This window comes from Serratia sp. X3 (assembly GCF_014982455.1).
Lineage (GTDB): Bacteria > Pseudomonadota > Gammaproteobacteria > Enterobacterales > Enterobacteriaceae > Serratia > Serratia ureilytica.
Map to the genome: position 1 here is coordinate 224,404 of NZ_JADCNB010000004.1, position 25,479 is coordinate 249,882.

Genomic DNA, 25,479 nt, shown 5'->3' on the forward strand with positions numbered 1-25,479 from the left:
GAAAAACCCGTCGCCGGCGGGTTTTTCCTTAACCATTAGTGGTGCCTATGGACGTCTCCGATCTGCTCGACAGCCTGAATGAAAAACAACGTGAAGCCGTGGCGGCGCCGCGCAGCAACCTGTTGGTTCTGGCCGGAGCGGGCAGCGGCAAGACGCGGGTGCTGGTGCATCGCATCGCCTGGCTGCTGTCGGTGGAGAACTGCTCGCCGTATTCGATCATGGCGGTGACCTTCACCAACAAGGCGGCGGCGGAAATGCGCCACCGTATCGAACATCTGATCGGCACCAGCCAGGGCGGCATGTGGATCGGCACTTTCCACGGTCTGGCGCACCGCCTGCTGCGCGCTCATCATCTGGAAGCCAACCTGCCGCAGGATTTCCAGATCCTCGACAGCGATGACCAGCTGCGGCTGCTCAAGCGCATCATCAAGGCGCTGAACGTCGACGAGAAGCAGTGGCCGCCGCGTCAGGCGATGTGGTACATCAACGGCAAGAAAGACGAAGGCCTGCGGCCGCAGCACGTCGAGACCTACAACAACCCGGTGGAGGCCACCTGGCTGCGCATCTACCAGGCCTATCAGGAAGCCTGCGATCGCGCCGGGCTGGTGGATTTCGCCGAGCTGCTGCTGCGCGCGCACGAACTGTGGCTGAACAAGCCGCATATCCTCAACCACTACCGCGAGCGTTTCACCAACATACTGGTGGACGAATTCCAGGATACCAACAGCATCCAGTACGCCTGGATCCGCCTGCTGGCGGGCGGCAACAGCAACGTGATGATCGTCGGCGACGACGACCAGTCAATCTACGGCTGGCGCGGCGCGCAGGTGGAAAACATCCAGCGCTTCCTGAAGGATTTCCCCGGCGCGGAAACCATCCGCCTGGAGCAGAACTACCGTTCTACCAGCAACATTCTGAAAGCGGCCAACACCCTGATCGCCAACAACGACGGGCGCATGGGAAAAAACCTGTGGACCGAAGGCGGCGAAGGCGAGCCGATTTCCCTCTACTGCGCCTTCAACGAACTCGACGAAGCGCGCTTTGTGGTCAACCGCATCAAGACCTGGCAAGACAACGGCGGCGCGCTGAACGATTGCGCCATTTTGTACCGCAGCAACGCCCAGTCGCGCGTGCTGGAAGAGGCGCTGCTGCAGACGGCGATGCCGTACCGCATCTACGGCGGCCAGCGGTTCTTCGAACGTCAGGAAATCAAGGATGCGCTGGCTTACCTGCGCCTTATCTCCAACCGCAACGACGACGCGGCCTTCGAGCGCGTGGTCAACACCCCGACGCGCGGCATCGGCGATCGCACCCTCGACGTGGTACGCCAGGCGGCGCGCGATCGCCAGCTGACGCTGTGGCAGGCGACGCGCGAACTGATGCAGGACAAGGTTCTGGCCGGCCGCGCCGCGTCGGCGTTGCAGCGCTTCATCGAGCTGGTGGAGTCGCTGGCGCATGAAACCGCCGATATGCCGCTGCACGTGCAAACCGATCGGGTGATCCGCGACTCCGGGCTGTTCATCATGTATGAGCAGGAAAAGGGCGAGAAGGGACAGGCGCGCATCGAAAACCTTGAGGAACTGGTGACGGCGACGCGCCAGTTCAGCTATCAGGAAGAAGATCAGGATCTGATGCCGCTGCAGGCATTCCTGTCGCATGCGGCGCTGGAAGCGGGCGAAGGCCAGGCCGACGCCTATCAGGACGCGGTGCAGCTGATGACCCTGCACTCGGCCAAGGGGCTGGAGTTCCCGCTGGTGTTTATCGTCGGCATGGAAGAAGGCATGTTCCCGAGCCAGATGTCGCTGGACGAAGGCGGCCGTCTGGAGGAGGAGCGCCGTCTGGCCTATGTGGGCGTGACGCGCGCCATGCAGAAACTGACGCTGACCTATGCTGAAACGCGCCGTCTGTACGGCAAAGAGGTTTATCACCGGCCGTCGCGCTTTATCGGCGAATTGCCGGAGGAGTGCGTGGAAGAAGTGCGCCTGCGCGCCAGCGTATCGCGCCCGGTCAATCACCGCCGCATGGGCACGCCGATCAGCGAGAACGACACCGGTTACAAGCTGGGCCAGCGCGTGCGTCATCCCAAGTTTGGCGAAGGCACCATCGTCAATCTGGAGGGCAGCGGCGAGCACAGCCGGCTGCAGATCGCCTTCCCGGGTGAGGGCATCAAATGGCTGGTGGCGGCCTACGCGCGTTTGGAAACGGTATAAAGAGAGAGGCGTTGCAGGGGCTAGCCCCTGCAACCTTTCACGATCAGTGAGGGTACCGGTCGCCGACCTGTGCGGTGGCATACCAGCGCATCACCGCTTCGGTGCCTTCACCGCCTTCCTGCGGCGCCCACTGCATGCAGTCTTCTTCGGTCAGCGCCTGATACGGGCCCTGCTTCACTTCGAACACTACGCCGCCGGCATCGACCGATAGCACCGCATGCCAGGTAAAGGCCGGCATCTCCAGCACTTTGGTTTCTTCGCCGAGCAGGGTGCGCTGTGTTACGACGCCGTCATCGTTGAACTGCAGCACCACAAAGCGGCCGCGCAGCGGCGTCAGCAGCTCCCAGGTTTGCGGGTGGCGGTGCGGGCGGATATAGGTGCCGGGTTCCATGGCGATCGCCAGGCGTTGCACCGGGTCGCTCAGCTCTTCGTGTAAGGTGCGGTGCGCGCGCAGGCGGGCCACGCTGGCGGCCTGTTCGCTCATCGCGGTCAGTTCATGGGCGGTAATCTGTTTCATCATTTAAATCCGCATGCTTGTCGTACCATTAGGGTGATGTCATCTTAGCAACATTCTTGGTGGCGGTAAGCGATCGCCGCGACTTTTTCAGTACGGTTTAAGCCCCATTTCTGCTATTGATCATCGTGATGATTTGTTGCGCAATTATCCCGCCTAACGTGTTGACAGGCTTTTTCTTCTCGGCGTAACATGCGCGCACTATTATCATTGAGGACAGACGCCTTGGACACACCCAGTAGATACTGGCTCACTGACCTGCGCCGCAGGTATAACTTCTAAGGCTCTCCGTTTTTGCTGATAGCCTTCGTGGTTGTCGGCGACCCCGCAAAGTGTCGCTATGAGTCAGATCTCTTCATGGTCTGAAACAAATCGGTGATACGCATCTCCCTCTGTTTCTGTGCTTCAACGCGTTGTCCGCACCCGTTACCTTCACGGAGTTTTGGCACATGCTGAGCGCTTTTAAATTAGATAACCGCCGCTTGTCCCGTCTGGAACTGGACGACTCAGATGATCTCACGTCATCGCTGTGGGTTGATCTGGTCGAGCCGGAAGAGGGCGAGCGTGAGCGCGTGCAGAATGAGCTGGGACAAAGCCTGGCGACGCGTCCTGAACTGGACGACATCGAAGCCTCCGCCCGTTTCTTCGAAGACGAAGACGGTCTGCATATCCACTCCTTCTTCTACTTTGAAGATGCGGAAGATCACGCCGGCAACTCCACGGTGGCGTTCACCATCCGCGACGGGCGTCTGTATACCCTGCGCGAGCGCGAACTGCCGGCGTTCCGCCTGTACCGCATGCGCGCCCGCAACCAGACGATGCTCGAAGGCAACGCTTACGAACTGCTGCTGGATCTGTTCGAGACCAAGATTGAACAGCTGGCGGACGAGATAGAGAATATCTACAGCGATCTGGAACAGCTCAGCCGGGTGATCATGGAAGGGCATCAGGGCGACGAATACGACGCCGCGCTGTCGACGCTGGCGGAGCTGGAAGATATCGGCTGGAAGGTGCGTTTGTGCCTGATGGATACCCAGCGCGCGCTCAACTTCCTGGTGCGCAAGGCGCGTTTGCCAACCGGCCAACTGGAGCAGGCGCGTGAAGTGCTGCGCGACATCGAATCCCTGCTGCCGCACAACGAATCGCTGTTCCAGAAGGTGAACTTCCTGATGCAGGCGGCGATGGGCTTCATCAACATCGAACAGAACCGCATCATCAAGATCTTCTCGGTGGTGTCGGTGGTGTTCCTGCCGCCTACGCTGGTGGCTTCCAGCTACGGCATGAACTTTGAATTCATGCCGGAACTGAAATGGTCGTTCGGCTACCCGGGCGCCATCACGCTGATGATCCTGGCGGGCCTAGCCCCTTACCTGTACTTCAAGCGCAAGAACTGGCTGTAACCCGGCGGCGCCGGGCTCAGCGCAGCTTGCGCTGGGTATAGAGCGCGTCGAGGGTGAATAGGATCAGCGCCGCCCAGATAAAGCCGAAGGTCACCAGCTTGTCCTGGCCGACGGTCTCGCCGTAGAAGGTGACCGCGAGCAGGAACATCAGCGTCGGGCCGAGATACTGGAAGAAACCGAGCGTCGACAGGCGCAGCCGGGTAGCCGCCGCGGTGAAGCACAGCAGCGGCACGGTGGTGACGATGCCGGCGGCGACCAGCAGCAGGTTCAGCGACCACGGGTTGGCGCTCAGGTGGCTGGTGGGGCTGTCGGCGAACAGGAACAGATAGGTCGCCGCCACCGGCAGCAGCCACAGCGTTTCAATCAGCATGCCGGTCTGCGCGTCGATGGCGATTTTCTTGCGCAGCAGGCCGTAGAAGGCGAAGCTGAACGCCAGCCCCAGACCGATGATCGGCAACGACCCGAACTGCCAGAGCTGCACCAGCACCCCGGTGAACGCCAGCGCCACCGCCACCCACTGCATGCGGCGGAAACGTTCGCCGAGAAACAGCATCCCCAACAGCACGTTAACCAGCGGGTTGATGAAGTAGCCCAGGCTGGCTTCCAGCATATGGTGATTGTTCACCGCCCAGATGAACAGCAGCCAGTTGCCGCCGATCAACAGCGCGGTGACCGCCAGCAACAGCAGCCGTTTGCGATTTTGGCAGGCGGCGCGCACTTTAGGCCAGTTGCGGCCCAGCGTGATCAGCGCCAGCATGAAGAAAAACGACCAGATGATCCGGTGGGTGAGGATCTCATCCGCGGACACTTGCTGGATCAGTTTGAAATAAGCCGGGGCGATGCCCCACATAAAATAGGCGGCCAGGGCAAAGAAAATGCCCTGACGCGTTTGCTTTGCGTCCATGACGTCACTCTGGTGGGGAACTTAAGATGCGGTGAGTGTACTGAAGACGCTCACCGCACACAATCATCAGCCGACCAGGTAGGTGGCGGTGGCGGTCGCGATATGCAGGCCGTCGTGGTTATGCAGTTCTACGCGCGCGACGGCGACTTTGTTGCCACTACGCAGCACGCTGGCGGAGGCGACGAAGTGCTCGCCGCGGCCGGGGCGCAGGTAGTCGACGCGCAGGTCGATGGTGCCCATGCGCGACAGCTTGGCGGCGATCTCCTCTTCGACTAGCGGCTCCAGGCGCGTCAGCACGCCGCCGGCGCAGGCTAGCCCGGCGGCGACGTCAAGCACCGCGGCGATCACGCCGCCGTGCAGAATTTCCTGCGCGGCGTTGCCGACCAGCTTGCGCTGGTTGGTGAAGCTCAGCTCGACGTAGTCATCGTCGAAGCGGCGCAGCTCCAGGCCAAGTTCGCGGTTGAACGGCATGTGGTAGACAAAAATTTCGCCGATCTTGCGGCGGGCGGCTTCCAGGGTCAGTGATGTTGTCGACATAGCGGGTTTCCGTTTTTCTTTTGCGTTTTAAGGGAGCTAACTGGTCAGTCCAGGTTAATGGAATGTTGATTTTATGCTTAACCTTTGTTGCTTGCCAGCCCGTTTAGGCAAAAGAGTCACGCGCGCGTTGGTGTCATGCTGAACGATATTGTGTAATCATACCCGGTGGGTGTGTACCGATGAAAAAATGGGGAAGTGTGTGTCAACCGCAGCAGTGATTAACAGAGAGTTGCTGGCCGAGCAGGTATTGCGTGATACCTTCGGCTACCAGCAATTCCGTCCGGGGCAGCAAACGATTATCAATGCCGCGATCGGCGGGCAGGATTGCCTGGTGGTGATGCCGACCGGCGGCGGCAAGTCGTTGTGTTACCAAATCCCTGCGCTGGTGATGGACGGCCTGACGCTGGTCGTTTCTCCGCTGATCTCGCTGATGAAGGATCAGGTCGACCAACTGTTGGCCTACGGCGTTTCCGCCGCCTGCTACAACTCGACGCAAACCCGCGAGGAGCAGCTGGACGTCATGGCCGGCTGCCGCAACGGCACCATCAAGATGCTGTACATCGCGCCGGAGCGGCTGATGATGGAAAGCTTCCTCAACCTGCTCGATCACTGCCCGCCGACGATGCTGGCGGTGGATGAGGCGCACTGCATCTCCCAATGGGGCCACGATTTCCGGCCGGAATACCGCGCGCTGGGTCAGCTGAAACAGCGCTTCCCGTCGATGCCGGTGATCGCGTTGACCGCCACTGCCGATGAAGCCACGCGCGGCGATATCGTGCGTCTGTTGTCGCTGCAGGATCCGCTGGTGCAGGTCAGCAGCTTCGACCGGCCGAACATTCGCTACACGCTGGTGGAAAAATTCAAACCGCTCGATCAGCTGTGGCGCTTCGTGCAGGATCAGCGCGGCAAGAGCGGCATTATTTATTGCAACAGCCGCGCCAAGGTGGAAGACACCGCCGCGCGCCTGCAAAGCCGCGGCCTGAGCGTCGGCGCTTACCACGCGGGGCTGGACAACGATCGCCGCGCCCAGGTGCAGGAAGCGTTCCAGCGTGACGATCTGCAGGTGGTGGTGGCCACTGTCGCCTTCGGCATGGGCATCAACAAACCCAACGTGCGTTTCGTGGTGCATTTCGACATCCCGCGCAATATCGAATCCTATTATCAGGAGACCGGCCGCGCCGGGCGCGACGGCCTGCCGGCCGAAGCCATCCTGCTGTACGATCCGGCCGACATGGCCTGGCTGCGCCGCTGTCTGGAGGAGAAACCCGCCGGGCAACAGCTGGACATCGAGCGTCACAAGCTGAACGCCATGGGCGCTTTCGCCGAGGCGCAAACCTGCCGTCGCCTGGTGCTGCTCAACTACTTCGGCGAAGGCAAGCACGAAAACTGCGGCAACTGCGATATCTGCCTCGATCCGCCCAAGCGCTACGACGGGCTGGAGGACGCGCGCAAGGCGCTGTCTTGCGTGTACCGCGTCGGCCAGCGCTTTGGCCTCGGGTACATCGTGGAAGTGCTGCGCGGCTCCAACAACCAACGCATTCGCGAATACGGTCACGACAAGCTGCCGGTGTACGGCATCGGCCGCGATCAAACCACCGAACACTGGACCAGCGTGCTGCGTCAGCTGATCCACCTGGGCTTTATCACCCAGAACATCGCCATGCACTCGGCGCTGCAATTGACTGAGGCGGCGCGTCCGGTGTTGCGCGGCGAGGTGGCGCTGCAGCTGGCGGTGCCGCGCATTCAGAGCCTGAAGTCGCGCAGCAGCGCCAACCAGAAATCCTACGGCGGCAATTACGATCGCAAGCTGTTCGCCAAGCTGCGCAAACTGCGCAAATCGATCGCCGACGAAGAAAACATTCCACCCTACGTGGTGTTCAACGACGCCACGCTGCTGGAAATGGCCGAACAGATGCCGATCAAGGCCGGCGATCTGCTGAGCGTCAACGGCGTGGGGCAGCGCAAACTGGAGCGTTTCGGCGCGCCCTTTATGGCGATGATCCGCGACCATCTCGACAATGACGAAGACTGAGGGCGATAAATCATGCTGATGCTATTTCTCACCGTGGCGCTGGTGCATCTGATTGCGCTGATGAGCCCGGGGCCGGACTTCTTTTTCGTGTCGCAGACCGCCGCCAGCCGCTCGCGCCGCGAGGCGATGATGGGCGTGGTTGGCATTTCGCTCGGCATCGTGGTATGGGCCGGCGTGGCGTTGATGGGGTTGCATCTGATCCTGCAGAAGATGGCCTGGCTGCATCAGATCATCATGGTCGGCGGCGGCATTTACCTGTGCTGGATGGGGTGGCAACTGCTGCGTTCCGCGCGGGCGCAGCAAGCTCCGCCGGCGGCAGAGGCCCAGGTGGCGTTGCCGAAGGCCGGGCGCAGCTTTATTCGCGGCTTCTTGACCAACCTGTCCAACCCGAAAGCGGTGATCTATTTCGGCAGCGTGTTCTCGCTGTTCGTCGGCGACAGCGTCGGCGCCGGGGCGCGCTGGGGGCTGTTCTTGCTGATCGTCGCCGAGACCTTCGTCTGGTTCAGCCTGGTGGCGGTGGTGTTCGCGCTGCCGGCGATGCGCCGCGGTTATCAGCGGTTGGCCAAGTGGATAGACGGAGCGGCGGGCGTGCTGTTTACCGGCTTCGGGTTACACCTGATCTTTACCCGCTAACCGGCAGTGAAATGCCCAAGGCCGAGCAGCGATGCCCGGCCTTTTTTGTCAGGCTTTGCGGGCGGTCGCCAGCAGCCCCGCCACCAAAATGAACAGCGAACCGAACACCCGGTTCAGCAACTGCATCTGACGCGGGGTCTTCAGCCAGCCGGCGATGCGCGTCGCCAGGGTGGCGTAACCGATCATCACCAGAATATCCACCACCACGGTGGTGACGCCGAGCACCAGATACTGTTCGGCCTGCGGCTGATGGGGCAAGATGAACTGCGGGAACAGCGCGGCGAGGAACACGATGCTTTTCGGGTTGGTCAGGTTGACCAGCACCGCGCGGCGGAACAGGCGGCGGCGCGGCATGCTGCCCGCCAGCGCATGCAGATCCAGCGCGCCGGCGGCGCGCCATTGTTGGATGCCGAGCCACACCAGGTAGGCGGCGCCCAGCCATTTCAGCAGCTCGAACGCCAGCAGCGATTGAGAAATCAGCGCGCCGAGGCCGATGCCCACCAGCACGATGTGCGCGCTCAGCCCGACCTGCAGCCCGGCGATCGACGCGGCGGCGCCGCGATAGCCGTGGCTGATGCCGGTGCTCATGGTGTTGATGGCGCCTGAGCCGGGGGACAGGCTGAGGATAAGCGTGGTCAGCAGATAGGTTAACCACCAGTCCAAGGTCATGGTTCTCGGCTCCCTGAAAGTGTCGTTTTGTGCCACAATGCGCCTAGGCGGCGCCGTTTTTTGTCAGAATTGAATCACAATACGCTAGTATGATTTCTTGTGCCAGCGGTCACATTTTCCGCCGGCTCCACAGGGAAAACGTTCTCGATGACCTCGTTCACTCTCAGCTCCGATGACTGGTTAACGCGTGAAACGCAGTTCGCTGCCTTCGCCACCGGGCCGCTGCTGGATTTCTGGCGGCAGCGTGAAGAAGGCGAGTTCCGCGGCGTGGACGGCGTGCCGATCCGCTTTGTGCGCTTCCGTTCCGCGCGGCATCAGCGGGTGGTGGTGGTCAGCCCCGGCCGCATCGAAAGCTACGTGAAATACCCTGAGGTGGCCTACGACCTGTTCCACTGCGGTTACGACGTGGTGATCGTCGATCATCGCGGGCAGGGGCGCTCCGGGCGTTTACTGGCGGATACGCACCGCGGTCATGTGGTAAACTTCGACGACTACGTGGACGATTTCGAGCAGCTGTGGCTGCGCGAGGTCGAGTCGCGCGGTTATCGGCAGCGCTTCGCGCTGGCGCATTCGATGGGCGGCGCGATCCTGGCGCGGTTCCTGCAGCGTCGGCCGCAGGCGTTCGACGCGGCGGCGTTTTGCGCGCCGATGTTCGGCATTCAGTTGCCGATGCCGGGCTGGCTCGCCGACCGTATTCTCGACTGGGCGGAGGCGCGCCCGGCGATCCGCGACTATTACGCGGTGGGCACTGGCCAGTGGCGTCCGCTGCCCTATGTGGTCAACGTGTTGACCCACAGCCGCGAGCGCTACCGGCGCAGCCTGCGTTATTACGCCGACTATCCCGAGCTGCAGGTGGGCGGGCCGACCTACCATTGGGTGCGGGAGAGCATCCGCGCCGGTCGGCAGATTATCGCGCAGGCCGGGGAGATAACAACGCCGCTGTTGCTTTTGCAGGCCGGTGAGGAACGGGTGGTCGACAACCGTTCGCACCAGGCTTTTTGTCAGGCTCTGTCAGACGCGGGGCGCCCTTGCGAAGGGGGGCTCCCGTTGGTTATCAACGGCGCACGCCATGAGATCCTGTTCGAGCGGGACGCGATGCGCGCCGAAGCACTGAACGCAATTCTGCGCTTCTTTGCTCAACACTTAGGCGGCGCGCTGCCGCCGACAACTCCATCAGAGGTTAGAACATAACGCTATGTATCACGTCGTCGCTTCCGATTTAGATGGCACGCTGCTGTCTCCCGACCATACCCTGTCGCCGTACGCCAAAGAAACGCTGAAGTTGCTGACCCAGCGCGGCGTGCATTTCGTGTTCGCCACCGGCCGCCACCATATCGACGTGGCGCAGATCCGCGACAGCCTGGAGATCAGTGCCTTTATGATCACCTCCAACGGCGCGCGGGTGCACAACACGGCCGGCGAGCTGATCTTCAGCCATAACCTGGACGGGGATATCGCCCGCGATCTGTACGGCATGCTGCACGACGATCCGCAGATCACCACCAACGTCTACCGCAACGACGATTGGTTTACCAACCGCGAAAGCCCGGAGCAGGAAGAGTACTTCCAGGAGTCGGTGTTCAAATATCAGCTGTTCGAGCCGGGCCTGCTGGAAACCGACGGCGTCTGCAAGGTTTACTTCACCTGTGAAGATCACGAGCGGTTGCTGCAGGTGGAAGACGCCATCAACGCGCGCTGGGGCGATCGGGTCAACGTCAGCTTCTCGTTCCCGACCTGCCTGGAAGTGATGGCGGGTGGCGTGTCGAAAGGGCATGCGCTGGAAGAAGTGGCCAAGATCATCGGTTATACGCTGCAAGAGTGCATCGCCTTCGGCGACGGCATGAACGATCTGGAGATGTTGTCGATGGCCGGCAAGGGCTGCATCATGCGCGATGCGCATCAGCGCCTGAAGGATATGCTGCCGGAGCTGGAAGTGATCGGCTCCAACGTCGATAACGCGGTGCCGCACTACCTGCGCAAGATGTTCCTCTGAAATAAACAGGCCGTTTCTCTGAAATAACAAGGGCGCCTTGCGGCGCCCTTAAAGTAAATGATAAACCGGATGACGTTGCCGAGCTTACAGCAGGCAATATCTAAAAAAATAAGGAAAATCAATTTATTGATTTTCGACTGATATCCACAAAGGAGGAAAAACCACGCGTTTTCCTCCTTTGTCAGCAATCCAAGGGCGCCTTGCGGCGCCCTTGGCGTTACTTGTGCTGGCCCTGCTTCTGCAGGAACTGCACGCCCTTGTCCGGGAAGTCGGTGAACACGCCGTCGACGCCGGCCTGGTTGTAAATCACGTCATACAGCTGATTCACGTCGGTCACGTACTTCGGCAGCGCATCGGCGCGAATGGTGAACGGGTGCACCGCCAGCTTGCTGGCGTGCGCTTCTTTCACCATGTCGGTCAGCACGATGTGGCCCGGCTTGGATTTATCCGCCACCACCAGCATGTGGTAGTCCGGCCCGATGCCGTCGGCATACTGAGCGATTTTCTTCATCGCGCCCGGTTTGAACATCCAGCCGTAGTCGTATTCCACCCACTTGCCATCGGCTTTCTGCTCGTAGGTTTCCTGCCAGTCGTTGTAGGCGATCAGCTGCACCAGCTTCAGATCCATGCCCAGCTTCGGTTCCAGCTCGTTCTTGATGCGCTTGAGCTCGTTGGCGTCGAAGCACTGTAGGTAGACGTTGTCGTTCTTGCCGGTGTAGCCGTACTGTTTGAGCACCGCCAGCACTTTGCTGGAGATGTCTTTGCCTTCCTGCTTGTGGAACCAAGGCGCTTTGATTTCAGGATAGATGCCGATGTTTTTGCCGGTCGAATGGTTCAGACCCTGTACGAACTCGATCTCTTCCTGGAAGGTGTGGACGCGGAAGTCGGATTTGCCCATCGGGAAGCGGCCAGGGTAGCCCTGCACCTTCTTGCCGTTTTCGATGTCAAAGCCTTCGGTGAACTTCAGCGATTTGATCTCCGCCAGCGTAAAGTCGATGGCGTAATAACGGCCGTCTTTACGCGCGCGGTCCGGGAAGCGTTCGGCGACGTCGGTGACGCGATCGAGGTAATGGTCGTGCAGCACCACCAGCTCGTTGTCCTTGGTCATCACCAGATCTTGTTCGAGATAATCGGCGCCCTGCGCGTAGGCCATCGCCTTCGCCGGCAGGGTGTGTTCCGGCAGGTAGCCGCTGGCGCCGCGGTGGGCGATGACCACTTTGTCCGCCGCCTGCGCGGCGCTGACCATCGAGGTGGCGAGAATGATCCCTGTCAGCAGGGCTTTGACTTGAGTCCGCATTCCGTTTTCTCCGTGTTGTTGGGGGCAGGGTAGTAAAAAGGCCGCAGGGCGGCCTTTAAATCATGCAAAAGTCGTGTGACGCTTAACCGCGCTTGGCGGCGATTTCCGCGTGGTGTTTCTTCTCGTTCAGCATGGTCAGCAGCAGCAGGATGACCGCTGCGATGCTGCCGCCGATCATCACCATGAAGCCGCCGTCCCAACCGAAGAAGTCCACGGTGTAACCGACGATGGCGCTGGCCGCGACCGAGCCGCCCAGGTAGCCGAACAGGCCGGTGAAGCCCGCGGCGGTGCCGGCGGCTTTCTTCGGCGCCAGCTCCAGCGCGTGCAGGCCGATCAGCATCACCGGGCCGTAGATCAGGAAGCCGATGACCAGCATACAGATCATGTCCACGGTCGGGTTACCGGCCGGGTTCATCCAGAACACCACGGTGGCGATGGTCACCAGCGTCATGAAGAACACGCCGGTGGCGCCGCGGTTACCTTTGAACACTTTGTCCGACATCCAGCCGCACAGCAGAGTGCCTGGGATACCGGCGTATTCATACAGGAAGTAGGCCCAGGAAGACTTGTCCAGCGCGAAGTGCTTCACTTCTTTCAGGTAGGTCGGCGACCAGTCCAGAATGCCGTAACGCAGCAGGTAGACGAACACGTTGGCGACCGCGATGTACCACAGCAGCTTGTTCGGCAGGATGTACTGCATGAAGATCTGCTTGGCGGTCAGCTCTTCTTCGTCTTTTTCGCTGTAGTCGTCCGGATAGTCGTTTTTGTACTCTTCAATCGGCGGCAGGCCGCAGGATTGCGGGGTGTCGCGCATCAGGGCGAAGGCGATCAGGGCCACCAGGATGGCGCCGAAGGCCGGCATGTACAGCGCCGCGTGCCAGTCGTTGAACCAGGCCATACCCAGCAGGAACAGCAGCGGCGGCAGGCCGCCACCCACGTTGTGGGCGCAGTTCCAGATGGAAACGATGCCGCCGCGTTCTTTCTGCGACCACCAGTGCACCATGGTACGGCCGCACGGCGGCCAACCCATGCCCTGGAACCAGCCGCACAGGAACAGCAGAACGAACATCACCGCGATGCTGGAGGTGGCCCACGGCACGAAGCCCATGAACAACATCACCGCCGCCGCCAGGATCAGGCCGGCAGGCAGGAACACTCGCGGGTTGGAACGGTCGGAGACCGAACCCATGATGAATTTGGAGAAGCCGTAGGCGATGGAGATGCCCGACAGCGCGAAGCCGAGGTCACCGCGGCTGAAGCCTTGTTCGATCAGGTAAGGCATGGCCAGGGTGAAGTTCTTACGCACCAGATAGTAGGCGGCGTAACCGAAGAAGATCCCCAGGAAAATTTGCCAGCGCAGCTTACGGTAGAGCGGGTCTACCTTATCGCTCGGCACACGGGCGATGTGTGCGGCCGGCTTAAAAATACTCAACATGAGCGCCTCCGATGGCTTTATCTGTTATCACATCAATATGACCTTTTACGTTCATTTGATGATTGAGCGGATATCGAATGTGGTGTTTTTGTGTTCCATAACGAGCGCCATTGTCATCAAATACGCCTGGTGTCGCTGTGACGAATGGCGCAATTGTTACACTTTCATGAAACCACGGCGGATTTTGAGCGATTCGTTAACGTTATGAAATAGAAAAACGTCCAAAAATCGTGATTATGATCACATTGATGGTTTTTTGTGGACATTTTTATTTCGTTTTATGTTCGTTATTGTTCCTTATCAAACAAAGACCCTAATAACCGTGGCTCAATAGGCTCATAACTACCGATCCTGAGGGAGCGACATGAGCAGCTATTTTGACGGCGGCGAAACGGATGTGATCATCATCGGCGGCGGCGCCACCGGCGCAGGCATTGCCCGCGACTGTGCGCGGCGCGGCTTGCGATGCATTTTGCTGGAGCGCCACGACATCGCCACCGGCGCCACCGGCCGCAACCACGGTTTGCTGCACAGCGGCGCGCGCTATGCGGTGACCGACGGCGAGTCGGCGCGCGAATGCATAGAAGAGAACCGCATCCTGAAACGCATCGCGCATCACTGTATCGAGCGCACCGACGGGCTGTTCATCACCTTGCCGCAAGACTCGCTGGACTATCAGCAGCAGTTTATCGCCGCCTGTCGCCAGGCAGACATCGACGCCGAAGCGATCGACCCGCAGCTGGCGCTGCGGCTGGAGCCGGCGGCTAACCCGGCGCTGATTGGCGCGGTGCGGGTGCCGGACGGCACCGTCGATCCTTTCCGGCTGACCGCCGCCAATATGCTGGACGCGCGCGAGCACGGCGCGCAGATCCTGACCTACCATCAGGTGGTGGGGTTGCTGCTCAGCGGCGATCGGGTGACGGGCGTGCGCGTTTACGACCATCAGAATCAGCGGCGCTATGAGCTGCACGCGCCGGTGGTAGTCAACGCCGCCGGCATCTGGGGCCAGCAGATCGCCGAATACGCCGATTTGCGCATCCGCATGTTCCCGGCCAAGGGAGCGCTGCTGATCCTCGGCCATCGCATCAACAACATGGTGATCAACCGCTGCCGCAAACCGGCGGATGCCGACATCCTGGTGCCGGGCGACACCATCTCGCTGATCGGCACTACCTCGACCCATATCGACTACGACCAAATTGACAACATGCTGGTGACCCCGCAGGAGGTGGACATTCTGATCCGCGAAGGGGCGCTGTTGGCGCCCACCCTGGCGCAGACCCGCATTTTGCGCGCCTATGCCGGGGTGCGGCCGCTGGTAGCCAGCGACGACGATCCCAGCGGGCGCAACGTCAGCCGCGGCATCGTGCTGCTCGATCATGCCGCCCGCGACGGGCTGGAAGGGTTTATCACCATCACCGGCGGCAAGCTGATGACCTACCGCCTGATGGCGGAGTGGGCCACCGACAAGGTATGTGAAAAGCTCGGCGTAAATAGTCCGTGCACCACCGCGCAGGACGCGCTGCCCGGATCCCGTCAGTCGGCGGAAGAAACGGTGCGCAGCGTGGTTTCTCTGCCCGCCAGCATCCGCGGCTCGGCGATTTACCGGCACGGCGATCGCGCCAGCCAGGTGCCGGCGGCCGATCGGCTCGACACCAGCCTGGTGTGCGAGTGCGAGGCGGTGACCGCCGGGGAAGTGCGTTATGCGGTCAACTCGCTGACCGTCAATAACCTGGTGGATCTGCGCCGCCGCACCCGCGTCGGCATGGGCACCTGCCAGGGCGAACTCTGCGCCTGCCGCGCCGCCGGGCTGTTGACGCGCTTTAACGTCAGCACGCCGCAGCAATCCATCGCGCAGCTGTCGCAGTTCCTCAACGAACGCTGGAAAGGCGTACGGCCGATCGCCTGGGGCGATGCGCTGCGCGAGAGCGAATTCACCAGCTGGGTTTACCAGGGATTATGCGGGCTTGAAGCCCAGACCGACCAGGAGCAGGAGGCGGATGATGCGATTTGACGTTGTGGTGATTGGCGGCGGCCTGGCGGGCCTGAGCTGCGCCATTGCCGTGGCCGAACAGGGCAAGCGCTGCGCGGTGGTCAGTTCTGGCCAGAGCGCGCTCTACTTCTCCTCCGGCTCGCTCGATCTGCTGGCGAGATTGCCGGACGGCACGCCGGTCGAGATGCCGCTGGCGGCGTTGCCGCAGCTGGCGCAACAGGCGCCGCAGCATCCGTACGCTCTGATCGGGCCCGGCCGGGTGGCGGCGCTGTCCGCCGCCGCGCAGCGGCTGCTGGAACGCTGCGGGCTGAATCTGCAGGGCGAGGGGGTGAACAACCATCTACGCATCACGCCGCTCGGCACGCGCCGCGCCACCTGGCTCAGCCCGCAAGCGATCCCGACGCTGCCGCTGACCGGCCAACTGCCGTGGCGGCGCATTGCGGTGATCGGCATCGAAGGGTTCCTCGACTTCCAACCGCAGATGGCCGCCGACGCCTTAAGCCGCGAGCTCGGCGTGCAGACGGACGTGGCCTATCTGCACATGCCGGCACTGGACAGATTGCGCAATAACCCCAGCGAGTTCCGCGCGGTGAACATCGCCCGGGTACTGGATTTGATGGAAAGCCTGCCGCCGATGGCCGAAGAGCTGCGGCGGCTGGCGGGCGAGGCCGAGGCGCTCTTCCTGCCGGCCTGTCTGGGCCTGGAGGACGACGCGTCGCTGGCGGTGCTGCAGGATGCGGTCGGCAAGCCGATCCGACTGCTGCCGACGTTGCCGCCTTCGGTGCCCGGCATGCGCTTGCACCAGGCGTTGCGGCGGCGTTTCCAGCAGTTGGGCGGCGTTTTCATGCCGGGCGACAGCGTGCTGCGCGCCGAGAGCGAAGCCGGCCGCGTCACCGGTTTGTACACCCGCAACCACGGCGATATTCCGCTGCGGGCGCAGCAGGTGGTGCTGGCCAGCGGCAGCTTCTTCAGCAACGGGCTGGTGGCCGATTTCGACGGGGTGCGTGAGCCGATCTTCGGGCTGGACGTACACAGCCGGGCGGATCGCGCCGACTGGAGCAGACGCGAGCTGTTCGCGCCGCAGCCTTACCTGCAGTTCGGCGTGCGTACCGACGGCAGGCTGCGGGCGATGAAGCAGGGCGTGCCGTTCGACAACCTGTACGCCATCGGCGCGGTCGCCGGCGGCTACGATCCGCTGCAGCAGGGCTGCGGCGCCGGCGTGTCATTGATCGGCGCGCTGCACGTCGCGCAGCAGATCGCCGCGGAGGAGAACGTATGAGCCTGCATCGGGACCACAGCTTTGAAAGCTGCATTAAATGCACCGTCTGCACCACTTACTGCCCGGTCGCCAAAGTGAACCCGCTCTACCCGGGGCCGAAACAGGCGGGACCGGACGGCGAGCGGCTGCGGCTGAAAGACCCGGCGCTGTACGATGAAGCGCTGAAATACTGCACCAACTGCAAGCGTTGTGAAGTGGCCTGCCCGTCCGACGTCAAAATCGGCGACATCATTCAGCGCGCCCGCGCCGACTTCGCCCAGAGCAAGCCGACGCTGCGCGATGCCATCCTCAGCCATACCGATATCATGGGATCGCTGTCGACGCCGTTTGCGCCGATCGTCAACGCCGCCACCGGGTTGAAACCGGTACGCAAGCTGCTGGACAAGGCGCTGAAGATCGATCACCGGCGCGAACTGCCGAAATATTCCTTCGGCACCTTCCGCCGCTGGTACCGGCAACAGGCGCAGGCTCAGCAGCGTTACGCCGAGCAGGTGGCATTCTTCCACGGTTGCTTCGTCAACTATAACCACCCGCAGCTGGGCAAGGATTTGGTCCGGGTGTTCAACGCGCTGGATATCGGCGTGCAACTGCTGAAACGCGAGAAATGCTGCGGCGTGCCGCTGATCGCCAACGGGTTTATCGATCAGGCTAAAAAGCAGGCCAGGGTCAATGCCGAATCGCTGCATGAAACGGTGCTGGATCGCGGCATTCCGGTGGTGGCGACCTCATCGAGCTGCACCTTCACCCTGCGTGACGAATACCCTCATCTGCTGGACGTAGACACCACTGCGGTGCGCGATCGGGTGGAGCTGGCGACGCGCTATCTCTATCGCCTGATCAACCAGGGGCGCAGCCTGCCGCTCAAGCGCACGCCGCTGCGGGTGGCTTATCACACGCCTTGCCATATGGAGAAGATGGGCTGGACCGCCTACACCCTGGAGCTGCTGCGGCAGATACCGGGGCTGGAGCTGGTGGTGCTGGATTCGCAGTGCTGCGGCATCGCCGGCACCTACGGGTTCAAATCGGAGAACTATGCCACGTCGCAAGGCATTGGCGCGCCGCTGTTCCGGCAGATAGAAGAGAGCGGAGTGGATCTGGTGGTGACCGACTGCGAAACCTGCAAATGGCAGATAGAAATGTCCACCAGCAAGCGCTGCGAACATCCGATCACCCTGCTGGCGCAGGCGTTGGCATAAAGACTCAGGGGCCGGCAAACCGGCCCCTGCGGGATTACTGCTTCAGTTTCAGGGTGGAGATGATGCCTTCGGCTTCGGTCTGCGCCTGCTGCTGGTTGTCCGCCGGCAGCGTCACCTGAATGGTCAGCATGTTGTTGTTCAGCGAACCGATCAGGACGGAAGAATAGGCTTTCTCGCCGCCGCTGGTGATGATGCTGTCCAGCTGACGCAGCGGCACGCCGTTGACGTCGAGCGCCTTGTTGGTGATCACCTGCAGGTTGGCGTCACGCGCGCGCTGGGTGTTCTCCAGGCGCTTGGCCAGAGTCTCCAGGCTGTCGGCAGTCTTGTCGCCCAAGATGACGATCACTGCGCGCTGGCCGGTGCTGTCTGCGTAAACATGCATGTTGTTGGCCTGGTTGCCCAGCTTGCCGCTCTGATCCGCCATGCCGACCGGCAGGGTGAACGCCAGTTTACCATCCAGCAGGCTCACCTGCTGCCCGGCCGGCGCGCTGGCCGCCGCGCCGTCTGGCGCTGCCTTGGTGTCTTTGGTGTTGCCGTCGCAGGCCGCGAGGCCAAGCGCCAGCAGGCTGATACCCATCAATTTCGCTACTTTACGCATCGGGCTTCCTTATTCCTTTCCGGTAGGGATTCACTGTCGTATCGCAACCTATTCCAGGTTGAAATGCAAGGCAGATGTTGTCACAAGTTTTTTTCCAGTAATAGCCGATAATCAGCCACTTCGCCTTTCTTTTCCAGATGAACAATCTGATAGTGATGGGCGAGCAGCATCGTCAGCATGGCGCGGAACCGGTTACGGGTTTTGACCGTCAGTTGGTGATAGCCCTGCGCCCGCGCCCAGCGCTCTTGTTCGGCCAACAAGGTCTGCGCCACGCCGTGGCGACGGAACGCTGGCAGCACGCCGCCCAGCCAGCTGTAAAACACCGTTTCCTGCTGTTGATAACCGAGTTTGAAACCGGCCGGCTGTCCGCCTATCTCGGCGATCAACAGGCTGGCGGGGGCGGTGCCGATACGTTGCTGCAGATCGGCCAGGCTGTGCAGGCCGCCGAATTCGGGGATGCGTTGGTAAAGGCGGTGGATTTCTTCGAGCGTGGCGGTGCGGACGATTGGGGTCATGAGCGGCCTCCAAAGGATAAGGCCGCCCAGAATAACACGACTCAGCCCGGCTGCAGGCTGCCGCTGCGCGCCGCGATGCGTTTGAGCAGCATGTTCAGCAACACGCCGTACATCGGCAGGAAGAACAGTAGGCAGATCATCACCTTGAAGCTGTAATCCACCAGCGCGATCTCCACCCAGTTGTTGGCCATGAAGGGATCGCTGCTCTTATAAAAGGCGATGAAGAAGAACGCCAGCGTATCGCTGATGTTGCCGAGGAACATCGCCGCCGCCGGCGCCACCCACCAGGCGCTGCGTTGACGCAGGCGATTGAAGACGTGTACGTCGAGGATCTGGCCGAGCACATAGGCCATAAAGCTGGCCACGGCGATGCGCGCCACGAACAGGTTAAAACTGCTCAGCGCGGCGATGCCCTGCCATTCTCCCTGATAGGTGACGGTGGAGATCACGTAGGAGATGAACAGCGCCGGCACCATCACCGCCAGGATGATGCGCCGCGCCAGCGGCGCGCCGAAGATGCGCACGGTCAAATCGGTCGCCAGGAAGATAAACGGGAAGGTAAAGGCGCCCCAGGTGGTATGGAAGCCGAAAACGCTGATCGGCAGCTGCACCAGGTAGTTGCTGGAGGTAATGATGGCGATATGAAACAGCGAAAGCCAGACCAACGCCGTGAAGCGCTGCTGTGCGGTAAACGAATACATGTTGTAGCCTTTTTAGCAGTGGGGTGAGGGAACCCAGTGTGTCTTGTCAAAACAGCAAAAAACGCTGCGCGGCGGCATGATACGCGTTTGCGCAACCAATGCAATGGTTAAATTTAACGCAAACGTTAACGCATCTTGCGCAGAAAAACTACCGGCGTAAACTAGGCGCTAATGAGATGCGGCGAGCGTTCGCCGATCGTTTTTGAACGAGAAAAATTGCATGACTGACTTATTTGCCCAGGCAGACCAGACGCTCGACGCGCTGGGGCTGCGTTGCCCGGAACCGGTGATGATGGTGCGCAAAACCGTGCGCCATATGGACAACGGCGAAACGCTGCTGATTATCGCCGACGATCCGGCCACCACCCGCGATATCCCGGGGTTCTGCCGCTTTATGGAGCATACGCTGGTGGCGCAGGAGACCGAGCAGGCGCCATACCGTTATCTGTTACGTAAAGGTGTATAGTTTTTAATCGTCTCGTAAGATAAGCTCCCTGCGATTGGGGGAGCGTTCGAAAGGGACAAACGATGATGAGTATTTTACTAGTGCCTACGGTTGCCAAGATGGAAAATGAGGAACACACGCAGGGCTATGAGCGCTGGTTTCTTGAAAAAGTTCAGGAAGCCATGGATGAGCCATTGCCCGGTATTCCTCATGATGACGTGATGGCTGAAATGGATGCTGTTATCGCTGCTGCAGAAGCCAGGATCAAAGCTAAACAGTCATAATGCTCAGCATCGAATGGACTCGAGCCGCACGTCAGGATCTGGCGGAGATTGTGGGATTCATCGCCAATGACAATCCTTTGGCGGCCAGAAAAATGAAGCTTCTCATCATGGAGGCGGTCATTCCCGCCGCCAGTCATCCTCGACTTTTCCGGCGTGGCAGAGTGGACGGCACGCATGAAATTCCTCTACATCCCAATTATCTCTTGGTTTATCAAGTGCTGGAAACTCACATCCGGGTGTTGAGGGTTTTACATGCGCGCCGACAATATCCTTAGTATCGGCACCGTAATCCATCATACCGGGCTTCCATTGAGAAACCCGGTCTGACACCATGTTATTGGCGCTTTCTCAACAGTCGCAACGCGTTGGCGGTGACCAGCGCGGTGGCGCCGGAGTCCGCCAGCACCGCCAGCCACAGCCCGGTTAACCCCAGCAGGCTGGTGATCAGAAAGACCCCTTTCAATCCCAGCGCGATGGTGATGTTTTGCCGGATGTTGGCGTGGGTGGCGCGCGAGATGCGGATCATTTCCGCGACGCCCAGCAGCCGGTTGTGGGTCAGGGCGGCGTCGGCGGTCTCCAGTGCCACATCGGTGCCGCTGCCCATGGCGATGCCGATGTTGGAGGCTTTCATCGCCGGGGCGTCGTTGATGCCGTCGCCGATCATCGCCGTCGGGCGCAGTTCGCTCAGCTCGGTGACCGCTTTGACCTTATCTTCCGGCAGCAGACCGGCGCGATAGTCGAGGCCCAGTTCGCCGGCGATCGCCGCGGCGGCGCGCGGGTTGTCGCCGGTCAGCATCACGCCGCGGATACCCAGCGCGTTCAGTTCGGCTATCGCCTGTTTGGCGTCGCCGCGCAGCGTATCGCGCAGCGCCAGCAAACCGATGGGCGTGCCGTCTGCCAGCACCACCACCGCCGTTTTACCGGCGTTTTCCAGCTTGTCCACCCGGGTCTGCCATTGGGTGTCGAGCAGGCCTGGCGCCAGCTTGCCCGGCGCGCTGATCAGCACGGTCTTGCCGTCCACTATCCCTTCCACACCGATGCCGGCCAGCGCGCGGCGCGCCTGCGCCAGCGGTAGCTCAGCCCCGCTCTCGGCGGCGCGGTTGATGATCGCTTGCGCCAGCGGGTGATGTGAACCGGCTTCCACCGCGGCGGCAAGCTGCAACAGTCGTTGTTCGGTGAGCGTGCCGATGGGCAGCACGTCGGTGACCGTCGGCTTGCCCTCGGTCAGGGTACCGGTTTTATCGAAGGCGATGGTTTGCACCTGCCCCAGCTGTTCCAGCGCTGCGCCGCCTTTAATCAGCGCGCCGCGCCGCGTGGCGGCCGCCAGTCCGGAGGTAATGGCCGCCGGGGTCGAGATCACCAGCGCGCATGGACAGCCGATTAACAGCAGCGTCAGGCCGCGATAGATCCAGGTATCCCATGGTTGCGAGAACAGCAGCGGCGGCACCAGGATCACCGCGACCGCCAGCAGCATAATGGCCGGGGTGTAATAGCGGCTGAAGCGATCGAGGAAGCGTTCGATCGGCGCACGGCGCTCTTCGGCCTCTTCAATCAACTGCAGAATACGGTCGATGGCATTTTTGCCGGGCTCGGAGATTACCTTCATCTGCGCCGCCTGATCGACGGACAGGCTGCCGGCGGCCACTTTTTCCCCCTGTTGACGCTCGACCGGCACCGATTCACCGGTCAGGGCGCTTTCGTCGAAGCTGGCGAACGGATTGAGCAGCTCGGCGTCGGCCGGCAGGCGCCCGCCGGGCGCGATTTCAATCACGTCGCCGGGGCGCAGGCTGGCGACCGGCACGCGTTTGCGTTCCGTGCCTTGCAGCAGCAGCGCATCTTCCGGCACCAGCTCCATCAGCGCCTTTACCCCGCGCCGCGCACGGTTGGCGGCGTAGGATTCCAGCAGCTCGCCGACCATAAACAGCAGCAGCACCATCGCCGCCTCGGCGGTGGCGCCAATGAACAGCGCGCCGATGGCCGCCACGCTCATCAGCGTTTCGATGGCGAACGGCGTGCCGGAGCGAATCAGACGCAGCGCCTTGGCGGCGACCGGCGCCAACCCGACCAGCGTGGTGGCGATAAAGGCGATGCGACCCAGCTCCGGGTTAATCCGATCCAGCACCCAGCTGACCACCATCAGGGTGGTTAACAACAGCAGCGGCGCAAATTCGCCGAAGCGCGAGGCTTTTGGCGCGGCATCTTTGGCGGTCTGAGCGCCGAGCAGGGTAAAACCGGCCTGGGCGACCGCGTCCTGGATCCGCAGGCTGATATCGGACTGTGCGTCGACCACCAGTTTTTCGGTGGCGAACAATACGCGTGCGCTGTCAACGCCGGGGAGCGCGGTGACGGCATTTTCGATTTTCTTGGCGCAGCTGGGGCAGTCCATGCCGGTGACTTTCCAGCTGAAACGTTGGCTGCCGGAAGGGGGAGCGGCGGCCAGCCTGTCGCTTTCCTCGTCCGGATCGTCGGGGGCGGCGGCGCAGCAGCCGCTATCGCCATGATCGTGATGGTGGTGGGCGTGTTCGGTCTGCACAGCGGCGTTCTTCGGCTCGCTGCTGCAGCCATGCTGGGTTTTGCTGTGGCTGTGGTTGCAGCCGCATCCGCCTTCGGCGTGGTGATGTTCCTGATGATTATGATTTTGCTGATTGTGCATAACGTCCCCCTTCGGGCAGTTAACCGGGTTTGCTCAGCTGACTCTACACCCTGGAGCCCACTCCAGAGTCAAGCTCCGGATGAGAATTATTGCTAACGGCGTTCGGGCGTTATGGGGGGATTCATTCAATAATGAATAATGCGAATTTTAATCTATTGCTTTTTCTTATTGCCTATTTCGAGAAAAAGTCTCGCCGCCGTTAGTTTAAATAAGAAAATAATATTCCTATAGAAACTAAAAAGTCGCCCGGTCTAATAATAAAGAGTTATTTATCTATAACGCGTTAGCAAAATTTATCTTTTTGCGCCTAATCAGCCAGCATGATTCGCTTGTGTCTGCAAGCCGCATTGCTATTGAAGTTTGGTGCCAACTTCTCCTCTCTAAGTTTCATTTGTTTTGTAAATAAGCGCAAAAAGTAGCATAACAAACTTTCGTTGCGATAATAAATGGTTGATTATTTTATGTGCAGTTTTGCGGTCCTGCCTATAATTGGAATCGATTACCATTTTTAATGGTGATCTTATTTGCTGATATATATGCATTAATTCTACCAAACACACTGCCGGCAACGGCGCATAAGCCCCTTCCAGCAAGCTTAAGGTTCATTAACCGTGGCTTACGGGGAGGTTATGTCTATCTGTCTGATTGATATCAATCAGGTAATGAGTGGAATCGAACCAATGCAATCTACTAAAAAGGCAATTGAAATTACTGAATCCAACTTCGCGGCCGCCACAACCGGCTACGATGCTGTAGACGACCTGTTGCATTATCATGAGCGGGGCAACGGGATTCAGATTAATGGCAAGGATTCATTTTCTAACGAGCAAGCTGGGCTGTTTATTACCCGTGAGAACCAAACCTGGAACGGTTACAAGGTATTTGGCCAGCCGGTCAAATTAACCTTCTCCTTCCCGGACTATAAGTTCTCTTCCACCAACGTCGCCGGCGACACCGGGCTGAGCAAGTTCAGCGCGGAACAGCAGCAGCAGGCTAAGCTGTCGCTGCAGTCCTGGGCCGACGTCGCCAATATCACCTTTACCGAAGTGGCGGCCGGACAAAAGGCCAACATCACCTTCGGTAACTACAGCCAGGATCGTCCCGGCCACTATGATTACGGCACCCAGGCCTACGCCTTCCTGCCGAACACCATTTGGCAGGGGCAGGATCTGGGAGGCCAGACCTGGTACAACGTCAATCAGTCCAACGTGAAGCATCCGGCGACCGAAGACTACGGCCGCCAGACGTTCACCCATGAGATTGGCCATGCGCTGGGTCTGAGCCATCCGGGCGATTACAACGCCGGTGAAGGCAACCCGACCTATCGCGACGTCACTTATGCGGAAGACACCCGCCAGTTCAGCCTGATGAGCTACTGGAGCGAAACCAACACCGGTGGCGATAACGGCGGTCATTACGCCGCAGCTCCGCTGCTGGATGACATTGCCGCTATTCAACATCTGTATGGCGCCAACCTGTCGACCCGCACCGGCGACACCGTGTACGGTTTTAACTCCAACACCGGTCGTGACTTCCTCAGCACCACCAGCAACTCGCAAAAACTGATCTTTGCGGTATGGGATGCGGGCGGCAACGATACCTTCGACTTCTCCGGTTACACCGCTAACCAGCGCATCAATCTGAACGAGAAGTCGTTCTCCGACGTGGGCGGCCTGAAAGGCAACGTCTCGATCGCCGCCGGTGTGACCATCGAGAATGCCATTGGCGGTTCCGGCAACGACGTGATCGTCGGCAACGCGGCCAATAACGTGCTGAAAGGCGGCGCGGGTAACGACGTGCTGTTCGGCGGCGGCGGGGCGGACGAGCTGTGGGGCGGTGCCGGTAAAGACATCTTCGTGTTCTCTGCCGCCAGCGATTCCGCGCCGGGCGCTTCAGACTGGATCCGCGACTTCCAGAAAGGGATCGACAAGATTGATCTGTCGTTCTTCAACAAAGAGGCGCAGAGCAGCGATTTCATTCACTTCGTCGATCACTTCAGCGGCGCGGCCGGTGAAGCGCTGCTGAGCTACAACGCGTCCAACAACGTGACCGATTTGTCGGTGAACATCGGTGGTCATCAGGCGCCGGACTTCCTGGTGAAAATCGTCGGTCAGGTAGACGTCGCCACTGACTTTATCGTGTAACGCAGCAACGGAGCGCCCGGCGCAGTCTCGGCCGGGCGTGATGTGGG

Annotated in this window: 23 protein-coding genes; 13 read left to right on the forward strand and 10 right to left on the reverse strand. The window is 60.7% G+C overall.

Translation table 11 applies throughout. The features are described 5' to 3' along the window. The first annotated feature begins 47 nt into the window (after positions 1-47). Positions 48-2,210: a DNA helicase II gene (uvrD, locus tag IMX17_RS17930; protein ID WP_046898834.1), complete on the forward strand. Its 2,163-nt coding sequence runs from the start codon at positions 48-50 to the stop codon at positions 2,208-2,210. Positions 2,211-2,253: 43 nt separating this feature from the next. On the opposite strand, the gene IMX17_RS17935 is transcribed toward uvrD, so the two are convergent. Further along, positions 2,254-2,727 (reverse strand): WbuC family cupin fold metalloprotein, encoded by a 474-nt coding sequence (locus tag IMX17_RS17935; protein ID WP_025160392.1) that lies wholly within the window; start codon positions 2,725-2,727, stop codon positions 2,254-2,256. Between the two features lie 446 nt (positions 2,728-3,173). On the opposite strand from IMX17_RS17935, the gene corA reads away from it, so the two are divergent. Then, positions 3,174-4,124: a magnesium/cobalt transporter CorA gene (corA, locus tag IMX17_RS17940; RefSeq protein WP_004934262.1), complete on the forward strand. Its 951-nt coding sequence runs from the start codon at positions 3,174-3,176 to the stop codon at positions 4,122-4,124. A gap of 16 nt (positions 4,125-4,140) precedes the next feature. Here the strand turns inward: corA and rarD are convergent, their stop codons facing one another. Then, on the reverse strand, positions 4,141-5,028 hold the full coding sequence (gene rarD / locus IMX17_RS17945; RefSeq protein ID WP_074055635.1) for an EamA family transporter RarD: 888 nt from the start codon (positions 5,026-5,028) through the stop codon (positions 4,141-4,143). Between the two features lie 66 nt (positions 5,029-5,094). Continuing rightward, a complete protein-coding gene (locus tag IMX17_RS17950; RefSeq protein ID WP_193550053.1) occupies positions 5,095-5,565 on the reverse strand; it encodes a thioesterase family protein in 471 nt (156 codons plus the stop codon). Between the two features lie 199 nt (positions 5,566-5,764). Here IMX17_RS17950 and recQ point away from each other — a divergent pair, with 199 nt between their 5' ends. Both recQ and rhtC read left to right on the forward strand, forming a co-directional pair. Continuing rightward, a complete protein-coding gene (recQ, locus tag IMX17_RS17955; RefSeq protein ID WP_193550054.1) occupies positions 5,765-7,597 on the forward strand; it encodes an ATP-dependent DNA helicase RecQ in 1,833 nt (610 codons plus the stop codon). Positions 7,598-7,609: 12 nt separating this feature from the next. Next, positions 7,610-8,230: a threonine export protein RhtC gene (gene rhtC / locus IMX17_RS17960; RefSeq protein WP_046898835.1), complete on the forward strand. Its 621-nt coding sequence runs from the start codon at positions 7,610-7,612 to the stop codon at positions 8,228-8,230. 48 nt (positions 8,231-8,278) lie between these two features. Here the strand turns inward: rhtC and rhtB are convergent, their stop codons facing one another. Beyond that, positions 8,279-8,899 (reverse strand): homoserine/homoserine lactone efflux protein, encoded by a 621-nt coding sequence (gene rhtB / locus IMX17_RS17965; protein WP_033645013.1) that lies wholly within the window; start codon positions 8,897-8,899, stop codon positions 8,279-8,281. A 147-nt stretch (positions 8,900-9,046) separates the two neighbouring features. Here rhtB and pldB point away from each other — a divergent pair, with 147 nt between their 5' ends. After that, positions 9,047-10,090, forward strand: a complete 1,044-nt coding sequence (gene pldB, locus IMX17_RS17970; RefSeq protein ID WP_046898836.1) for a lysophospholipase L2 — start codon at positions 9,047-9,049, stop codon at positions 10,088-10,090. Between the two features lie 4 nt (positions 10,091-10,094). Beyond that, positions 10,095-10,892 (forward strand): sugar/pyridoxal phosphate phosphatase YigL, encoded by a 798-nt coding sequence (yigL, locus tag IMX17_RS17975; protein ID WP_046898837.1) that lies wholly within the window; start codon positions 10,095-10,097, stop codon positions 10,890-10,892. A gap of 217 nt (positions 10,893-11,109) precedes the next feature. Here the strand turns inward: yigL and glpQ are convergent, their stop codons facing one another. Then, a complete protein-coding gene (gene glpQ / locus IMX17_RS17980; RefSeq protein ID WP_193550055.1) occupies positions 11,110-12,189 on the reverse strand; it encodes a glycerophosphodiester phosphodiesterase in 1,080 nt (359 codons plus the stop codon). Positions 12,190-12,271: 82 nt separating this feature from the next. Continuing rightward, entirely contained in the window at positions 12,272-13,624 is a 1,353-nt protein-coding gene (gene glpT / locus IMX17_RS17985; protein WP_015376273.1) for a glycerol-3-phosphate transporter, read from the reverse strand. 364 nt (positions 13,625-13,988) lie between these two features. Here glpT and glpA point away from each other — a divergent pair, with 364 nt between their 5' ends. The 3 genes from glpA to glpC are packed head-to-tail and all read left to right on the forward strand — an operon-like array spanning position 13,989 to position 18,092. Further along, positions 13,989-15,638, forward strand: a complete 1,650-nt coding sequence (gene glpA / locus IMX17_RS17990; protein WP_193550056.1) for an anaerobic glycerol-3-phosphate dehydrogenase subunit A — start codon at positions 13,989-13,991, stop codon at positions 15,636-15,638. Continuing rightward, positions 15,628-16,896: a glycerol-3-phosphate dehydrogenase subunit GlpB gene (gene glpB, locus IMX17_RS17995; protein ID WP_038874127.1), complete on the forward strand. Its 1,269-nt coding sequence runs from the start codon at positions 15,628-15,630 to the stop codon at positions 16,894-16,896. The genes glpA and glpB overlap by 11 nt, the downstream gene beginning before the upstream one ends. After that, entirely contained in the window at positions 16,893-18,092 is a 1,200-nt protein-coding gene (gene glpC, locus IMX17_RS18000) for an anaerobic glycerol-3-phosphate dehydrogenase subunit GlpC (protein WP_182265654.1), read from the forward strand. The genes glpB and glpC overlap by 4 nt, the downstream gene beginning before the upstream one ends. A gap of 34 nt (positions 18,093-18,126) precedes the next feature. Here the strand turns inward: glpC and IMX17_RS18005 are convergent, their stop codons facing one another. The 3 genes from IMX17_RS18005 to IMX17_RS18015 form a co-directional block, all read right to left on the reverse strand. Next, positions 18,127-18,690 carry a DcrB family lipoprotein gene (locus IMX17_RS18005; RefSeq protein ID WP_025304887.1) on the reverse strand — a complete coding sequence of 188 codons (564 nt, stop codon included), beginning with the start codon at positions 18,688-18,690 and terminating at the stop codon, positions 18,127-18,129. A gap of 80 nt (positions 18,691-18,770) precedes the next feature. Continuing rightward, positions 18,771-19,205 (reverse strand): GNAT family N-acetyltransferase, encoded by a 435-nt coding sequence (locus IMX17_RS18010; protein ID WP_182265655.1) that lies wholly within the window; start codon positions 19,203-19,205, stop codon positions 18,771-18,773. Between the two features lie 41 nt (positions 19,206-19,246). Beyond that, on the reverse strand, positions 19,247-19,906 hold the full coding sequence (locus tag IMX17_RS18015) for a 7-cyano-7-deazaguanine/7-aminomethyl-7-deazaguanine transporter (RefSeq protein ID WP_182265656.1): 660 nt from the start codon (positions 19,904-19,906) through the stop codon (positions 19,247-19,249). A 220-nt stretch (positions 19,907-20,126) separates the two neighbouring features. On the opposite strand from IMX17_RS18015, the gene tusA reads away from it, so the two are divergent. The 3 genes from tusA (at position 20,127) to IMX17_RS18030 (ending at position 20,910) form a co-directional block, all read left to right on the forward strand. Further along, positions 20,127-20,372 carry a sulfurtransferase TusA gene (gene tusA, locus IMX17_RS18020; protein WP_025304890.1) on the forward strand — a complete coding sequence of 82 codons (246 nt, stop codon included), beginning with the start codon at positions 20,127-20,129 and terminating at the stop codon, positions 20,370-20,372. A 62-nt stretch (positions 20,373-20,434) separates the two neighbouring features. Further along, positions 20,435-20,635, forward strand: coding sequence for a stability determinant (locus IMX17_RS18025; protein ID WP_227414621.1), 201 nt, complete (start codon positions 20,435-20,437; stop codon positions 20,633-20,635). After that, positions 20,635-20,910 (forward strand): type II toxin-antitoxin system RelE/ParE family toxin, encoded by a 276-nt coding sequence (locus tag IMX17_RS18030; RefSeq protein ID WP_094141612.1) that lies wholly within the window; start codon positions 20,635-20,637, stop codon positions 20,908-20,910. The genes IMX17_RS18025 and IMX17_RS18030 overlap by 1 nt, the downstream gene beginning before the upstream one ends. Positions 20,911-20,969: 59 nt before the next feature. Here IMX17_RS18030 and IMX17_RS18035 read toward each other — a convergent pair whose 3' ends face one another. Continuing rightward, positions 20,970-23,288 (reverse strand): zinc/cadmium/mercury/lead-transporting ATPase, encoded by a 2,319-nt coding sequence (locus IMX17_RS18035; protein WP_182265657.1) that lies wholly within the window; start codon positions 23,286-23,288, stop codon positions 20,970-20,972. A gap of 680 nt (positions 23,289-23,968) precedes the next feature. On the opposite strand from IMX17_RS18035, the gene IMX17_RS18040 reads away from it, so the two are divergent. Continuing rightward, positions 23,969-25,432: a serralysin family metalloprotease gene (locus IMX17_RS18040; RefSeq protein ID WP_046898846.1), complete on the forward strand. Its 1,464-nt coding sequence runs from the start codon at positions 23,969-23,971 to the stop codon at positions 25,430-25,432. The last annotated feature ends 47 nt before the right edge of the window (positions 25,433-25,479 follow it).